The organism is Phytoactinopolyspora endophytica, from assembly GCF_004138495.1.
GTDB lineage: Bacteria > Actinomycetota > Actinomycetes > Jiangellales > Jiangellaceae > Phytoactinopolyspora > Phytoactinopolyspora endophytica.
In genome coordinates this window covers 130,062-136,450 of the sequence record NZ_ML142859.1, presented here as the reverse complement: position 1 = coordinate 136,450, position 6,389 = coordinate 130,062, and the positions used below count along the sequence as shown (strand labels likewise).

The window sequence follows — 6,389 nt, the reverse complement described above, 5'->3', positions numbered from 1 at the left end:
CGACCAGCTCCAGCAGCCGCGTCACCTCGGAGCGTCGTGCGGCGCGACCGCGACGGCCCGGCAGCGCCTCGGCGATCGAGTCGCCGACGCTCATCCGCGGATCCAGCGACGAGTACGGATCCTGGAACACCATCTGGAGCCGGCCGCGGTCCCGCGCCCGCTTCATCGTCGCGCCGTCCAGCAGGATCTCACCGCCGGCCGTGGGGACGAGACCGACCGCGGCCTTGGCCAGGGTCGACTTCCCAGAGCCGGACTCGCCGACCAGCCCGACGACGGTCCCCGCCGGGACTGCCAGGTCAACGCCGTCGACAGCGTTGATGGCCCCGTGACCGGAACCGAACCGGACGGTGACGCCGCGAAACTCCAGCTCTCTCATACCCGCCCTCCGATCTCCGCGTCGGCCACGACGGGCAGCGGTTCCTCCCGCGGGTGCCAGCACGCCGCCCGCTGATGTTCCACGCCGACCGCGGTGAGGACCGGCACGTCGCCGCATTGCGCGTCGGCGAACTCGCATCTCGGCGCGAACGCACAGCCGGTGGGCCGGGAGACCGGGTCCGGCGGCCGCCCCGGGATGGTGGCCAGCGGCCGCTCCCGGTCCGTGGTCATGTCCGGTACCGATCCCAGCAGAGCACGGGTATACGGATGCGCCGCCGAGGCCAGCCGGTCGACCGGAAGCTCCTCCACGATCCGCCCGGCGTACATGACGACGATGCGTTGGCACATCTGCGACACCACCGCGATGTCATGCGAGATCAGCACCACCGCCGCGCCCGAGTCACGCTGCACGTCGCGGAGCAGCCGCAGCACCTGCCGCTGCACGGTCACATCCAGCGCGGTGGTCGGCTCGTCGGCGATGATCAGTGCGGGCGTGCTCATCAGGCCCATGCCGATCATCGCCCGCTGACGCATTCCGCCGGAGAACTCGTGCGGGTACTGGCGCGCGCGTCGCTCTGGGACCGGCATATGCACCTTGCGCAGCCTGTCCACCGCTCGGTCCAGCGCCTCGCGACGGCCGCGCCCTTCAAGGGCACGAGCGACCTCGGCGATCTGCCACCCCACCCGCATCGACGGGTTGAACGAGGTCATCGGGTCCTGGAAGACCATCGCCAGCGACGTTCCGAGCAGCCGGCGGACCTCCGCGTCGGAACGGCCGAGCAACGACTCCCCGGTGAAATCCAGCCGGGTCGCCGACACCGCAGCGTTCTCCGGTGTGAGTTTGGCCAGGGCGAGTGCGGTCAGGCTCTTGCCCGAGCCGGACTCACCGACGATCCCCACCGTCTCGCCACGCTGGATGGTCAGGCTCACCCCATCCACCGGTTCGGTCTGTCCATCGGCGGACGGGAAAGCTACCCGGAGGTCCTCGACGACCAGCACGGCATCGTCGTCACGCCCGGACTCTGCCTGCGCGGCCGGGTCGGGCATGCGTTGCGGGATCCGGAAGATTCCCGTCCGGATCCCCACCACCTGCGCGATCGCCTCTCCCATCAGCGTGAACGCCAGACCGGCCAAGACGACGGCGACACCGGGCGCGAGGGCAGCCGCGGGGTTGAGATAGATCCGATCCAGCCCCTCGCCCAGCAGCCGGCCCCAGTCGTACGACGGCGGCTGAACGCCGAGGCCGAGGAAGGACAGGCCGGCGAACGCCAGCAGGGCCGTGCCCGCCATCACCGTGGCGTTGACCACCAGCGGCTCGCCGATGTTCGGCAACAGGTGCCGCACGACCAGCCGGATCCGGCTCACACCCGCGACGCGCGCCGCCGAGACGTAGTCCCGTCCTGACACCGACGCCACATTGGTCTGCACGAGCCGGGCGAACGACGGCGCCCCGGCCGCGCCGATCGCCAGGACCGCTCCATGCGAGCCGATGCCGAACACGACAGCGAAGAACAACGCCAGCAGCAGTGCTGGGAAGGCGACCGCCAGGTTGACCACGGCCACCACCAGACGCCCGGCACGCCGCCCGAGCACGGCCGGCAGCACGCCTAGGATGATGCCGATGGTCACCGAGATCGAGGTGGCCAGCAGTGCGAGCCCGAGTGAGAACCGGGTGGCCACAAGTACCCGCAGTGCGATGTCCCGACCCAGCGCGTCGGTGCCGAGCAGATGCTCCGGGCTCGACCCCAGGGACAGCGCGGCCGGGTCGGTCTCCTCCGCGGCATCGCCCCAGATGATCGGCGCGATCACCGCCAGCACGGCGAAGGCCACGAGCAGCGTCGCGGCGACCCCTCCCACCGGGCTCTTCAACGCGCTGCGCCAGTGCTCCAGCCGCATGTCACGCCTCCCTGATGGTCGAACGGGGGTCGACGACCGCGAGCATCAGATCCACCACCAGGTTCACCAGCAGCACGGCCACCCCGTAGACCAGGACGATGCCCTGGACCAGCGGATAGTCCTTGGCCAGGATCGACTGCACGATGGTCATCCCCATGCCCGGCCAGGCGAAGACGTTCTCCACCAGAACGGTCCCCACGATCATCGCGCTGAGCAGCAACCCGCCGATAGTCAGCGTCGAGGTGAGCGCGTTCGGGAAGACGTGCCGGAAGTACACCCGCCACGGCGGCAGCCGTTTGGCACGCGCTGTGCGGACGAAGTCCTGGCCGAGCACGCTCAGCGCCTCGACCCGGACGATGCGCGCCATCAGCAACGCCGGGCCGATCGACAGCGCGATCACCGGCAGCACGTATGACGACGCTCCCTCCCGCCCGGCCACCGGGAACCAGTCGAGCGTCACACCGAAGACGAAGACCAGCCCGACCGCGAGCAGGAACTCGGGGATGGCGGCGACCACCGCGCTCGTGGACGTGAACCCGAGCTCGGCACCGCGCCTACGGCCGCCCCGGGTCAGCACGGCCATGCACAGGCCGAGTGGAATCGAGACGATCATGACGACCGCGAACGCGCAGACCGCCAGGCTCGCCGAGGCCGGCAGCCGCTGGCCGATCGTCTCGGAGACGGCGACGCCCGAGGTCATCGACACGCCCATATCTCCGCTGAACAGGGCCTGGACATAGTTCACGTACTGCACGACGATCGGGTCGTTCAGACCGAGGCTTTCCCGCCTGGCTTCGACCAGGTCTGCCGGTGCGTTGATTCCCAGGGCCGCACGGACCGGGTCGCCGGGAATCAGATGAATCATCAAGAACGCGATCGTGACCAGGACCGCCAAGGACACGAGCAGCCGAGCCAGCCTCCGGATGAGAAAGACGACCCACGGGTTGCGCGCCCAGCGGGTGTGACCCCCGACGGCTTCGGGCGTCGTCGTGGCGAGCGGCGCGGACGCCGTCGTCATTGAGCCTGCAATCTGATGGTCGGGGCGACCAGCCCGTCGGAGCCACGCTCGACGGTCACGCCGTTGAGGAACGTCGGGATGATCTCGTCGGCGAAGATCGTGACGTCGTGCGCGGCGAGCAGTGCCTCCTCGGCCTCCTGCCACTTCTCACAGCTCTCGGCACCGGGGATCGCCATCGCCTCGGCGACGGCGGCGTCATAGTCCTCGTTCTGCAGATAGGCCAGGTTGACTCCGCCCTCGGCCGGCGTGGCGCCAGAGAGGAACGGCACCAGTTGGTTGGGCAGCCGCACGTTGATCGGCAGCAGTGCGGCGTCCCATTCACCGGTGCTGAAGGCCACCTCGTTGTACTCGGTCGGTGGCATGCCCCGCGCGGTGGTGGCGACGCCGATCTCGTTCCACTTCTGCGCGATCAGCTCCGCGGCCGCCGCGGTGGAGTCGCCGCGAGTGCTGTTATAGATCAGGTTGACGGCGAGCTCCGTGCCGTCCTTGCTGCGCGTTCCGCCCGATCCCGCAGTCCAGCCGGCCGCGTCCGGGTCCGCCGCGGGCAGGTGGTCAGCGACCGAGTCGAAGTCACACGCGGTCGGTGGTGTCGCCGCGGCCATCCGCGACATCTCACCGTAGCCACCGGTGATCACCGACATCAGCTCGGTGAAGTCCAGTGCCTGGGCGAGCGCCGCGCGCATGCCGGGATCCTGCCCGGGCCGCCCGTCTGCCTGATTGAAGAACAGTTCACCCACCACTCCACGGATGGTGACCTGCTCGTACTGACCCTCCAGCCGCTGCCGGTCCGGCCCGACCACCGCCACGGCGTCCAGTTCGCCGGACAGGAACAGGTTGGCGGCGGTCGACTCGTTCGCGATCACACGCAGGCTGATCGTCTTAGCCGTGCCGGGTTCGGTGGCCGTAGCCCCGTCCGGACCCCAGACGTAGTCGTCGCGTCGTTCGAACGTGTAGTGGTCGTCGGCGACGGCCTCGGTCAGCTCGTACATGCCAGTGCCGATGCCGTCCTGTTCGAGGAGCGACGGATCGTCCAGGCCAGCGCGGCAGGCGATGAAGAGCGCGCCGGTGCTGTGCAACAGGAACGGGTCGGGCTCCGCAACGGCGAGCGTCACGGTCCGGGCGTCGTCGTCGAAGGAGATATCCATCTCCGCCGGAACCAAGACGCCGCGAACCGGCGACTCATTGGCCTCGTCGGTGACGAACTCGAAGTTGGCCGCGACGTCGCCGGCCGTCAGCGGCGAACCGTCGGAGCAGGTTATGCCCTCCTCGAGGGTATAGGTCACGGAGTCGGGCTGGACGTCCCACGACTCGGCCAGCCACGGCAGCTCTTCGCCGTCCTGGTTGAAGTAGACGAGCTGGTCGTACATGTAGGCGTCGACGGTGCGGGTCGCTGAGAGCACCGTCAGATGCGGATGCAGATTACCCGGGTCCGCGGCGATCGCCGTCGTGAACGTCCCGTCCACAGCGAGTTCCGCGGCAGCGCCGTCGCCGGCGGCGGCCTCGCCGCCGCTGTCGCTGTCCGAGCCACAGGCCGCGACGAGCAGCATGAGCGCCGCGAGGACTCCGGCAGCCTTGTGCCCTATGCGCATGACAACTCCTTCACGAGCCGGCGTTCCCGATAGCGTGGCCTGGATCACGCCCCGAGTCTTTGGTCGATCGGACGACTCGGACCAAGTCGAGTTGTCGGATCGGCCGAGTTGCGGGTCCGCCGGGCCACACCCGGCGGCCTCACACCCGCAGGTGGTCGACCACGTCCGATCGGGCAACCACGGTCGTGATCCATTCCCGTCGTTCGTGGGTCAGCGCAGCCGCCGCCCGTCCTTGTACACCGCGGAGATGTTCGACTTCAGCGAGACGAATTCGTAAGGGCTCCCGCCCACCAGGACGAGATCCGCACGCTTACCCGGCTCGATCGTGCCGAGCTCCTGGGCCACGCCGAGCAGCTCAGCCGAGGTGCGCGTCGACGCGACCAGCACTTCGTCCGGCTTCATGCCGGCGTCGCCCATCAGGGCGAGCTCCGAGAGGTTGTCCCCGTGCCGGCCCACGCCGCTATCGGTCCCCATCGCGATACGTACGCCAGCCGTCACAGCCTTGGCGAACGACTCCCGATGCGCCCACACCACCTCACGCGCCTTGTCCACGACGACGTCGGGCAGGGCCGCCCCGGCCGCGGCCGCGTCGATCACCGCCTGCGGCGCGGACAGCGTAGGCACCAGGTAGGTACCGGCGTCGAGCATCATGTCGATGGCTTCGTCGTCGAGATAGATGCCGTGCTCGATCGAGCGGATGCCGGCGCGAACGGCGTTCTTGATACCCGTGGCGCCCTGAGCGTGGGCCATCACCGAGATGCCCGCCACCGACGCCTCCGCCACGCAGGTGGCGAGCTCGTCCGCGCCGAAGTGCGGATGCCGTGGATCGTCACGAGGCGAGACCACACCGCCCGAGGTACAGATCTTGATCACGTCCGCACCGGCCCGCACGAGCTCGCGCACCTTCCGGCGCATCTCACCGGGACCGTCGACGATCGCCGACGGGCGACCCGGGTGCGGCGGGAAGAGCGTGGTGTCGATTCCACTGGGCTGCCAGCCGTCGGTATGGCCGCCGGTCTGCCCCAGGATGGAGATGGCCGTCTTCATCCGCGGACCCTCGACCAGCCCATCGTCAACCGCCTGCTTCACACCCAGATCGGCTCCTCCGGCGTCGCGCACGGTGGTGATGCCGCAGTCGAGCGTCGCCGCGTGGTTCCGGATGGCCAGGTAGAACCCGTACGAGAACGGACGCTGCAGGTGCGCCATCAGATCGACGCTGTCCAGCATCACGTGCACGTGACAGTCCATCAGCCCGGGCAGGATGGTCAGCCCGGTCGCGTCGACGGCGACGTCGGCGTCCAGGCCGGTGCCGACCTCGACGATGCGGCCATTCTCCACGACGACGTCGGCGGCCGAAGGCGCGGCGCCTGACCCGTCGAACACTTCGCCTCCCCCGATCACCGTCCGGGTCCCGCGTTCTGGCATGCGTCTTCAGCTCCTCAGCACGTGGCCCGCTCGTACTCCAGCAAAGGCCCCGTCGTCGACCACCACCTGGCCGCCGAGCACGACCG

General features: G+C 69.3%; 5 protein-coding genes. All 5 read right to left on the bottom strand.

All coding sequences use genetic code 11. The features are described 5' to 3' along the window. Positions 1 to 376: ATP-binding cassette domain-containing protein (locus ELR45_RS38550; protein WP_205856963.1), on the bottom strand; the 376-nt coding region annotated here is incomplete at its 3' end. Further along, positions 373 to 2,271, bottom strand: a complete 1,899-nt coding sequence (locus tag ELR45_RS20785; RefSeq protein WP_129668061.1) for a dipeptide/oligopeptide/nickel ABC transporter permease/ATP-binding protein — start codon at positions 2,269 to 2,271, stop codon at positions 373 to 375. The genes ELR45_RS38550 and ELR45_RS20785, both read right to left, overlap by 4 nt. A 1-nt stretch (position 2,272) precedes the next feature. Continuing rightward, positions 2,273 to 3,289, bottom strand: coding sequence for an ABC transporter permease (locus tag ELR45_RS20780; protein WP_129668060.1), 1,017 nt, complete (start codon positions 3,287 to 3,289; stop codon positions 2,273 to 2,275). Continuing rightward, positions 3,286 to 4,878 carry an ABC transporter substrate-binding protein gene (locus tag ELR45_RS20775; protein WP_129668059.1) on the bottom strand — a complete coding sequence of 531 codons (1,593 nt, stop codon included), beginning with the start codon at positions 4,876 to 4,878 and terminating at the stop codon, positions 3,286 to 3,288. The genes ELR45_RS20780 and ELR45_RS20775 overlap by 4 nt, the downstream gene beginning before the upstream one ends. A gap of 210 nt (positions 4,879 to 5,088) precedes the next feature. Further along, positions 5,089 to 6,303: a metal-dependent hydrolase family protein gene (locus ELR45_RS20770; protein WP_129668058.1), complete on the bottom strand. Its 1,215-nt coding sequence runs from the start codon at positions 6,301 to 6,303 to the stop codon at positions 5,089 to 5,091. Positions 6,304 to 6,389 lie beyond the last annotated feature (86 nt).

What these genes read in the sequence shown, in the direction of transcription:
- ELR45_RS20780 (WP_129668060.1), bottom strand. Translation starts at nt 3,289, where the DNA reads ATGACGACGGCGTCCGCGCCGCTCGCCACGACGACGCCCGAAGCCGTC.
- ELR45_RS20775 (WP_129668059.1), bottom strand. Translation starts at nt 4,878, where the DNA reads ATGCGCATAGGGCACAAGGCTGCCGGAGTCCTCGCGGCGCTCATGCTG.
- ELR45_RS20785 (WP_129668061.1), bottom strand. Translation starts at nt 2,271, where the DNA reads ATGCGGCTGGAGCACTGGCGCAGCGCGTTGAAGAGCCCGGTGGGAGGG.
- ELR45_RS20770 (WP_129668058.1), bottom strand. Translation starts at nt 6,303, where the DNA reads ATGCCAGAACGCGGGACCCGGACGGTGATCGGGGGAGGCGAAGTGTTC.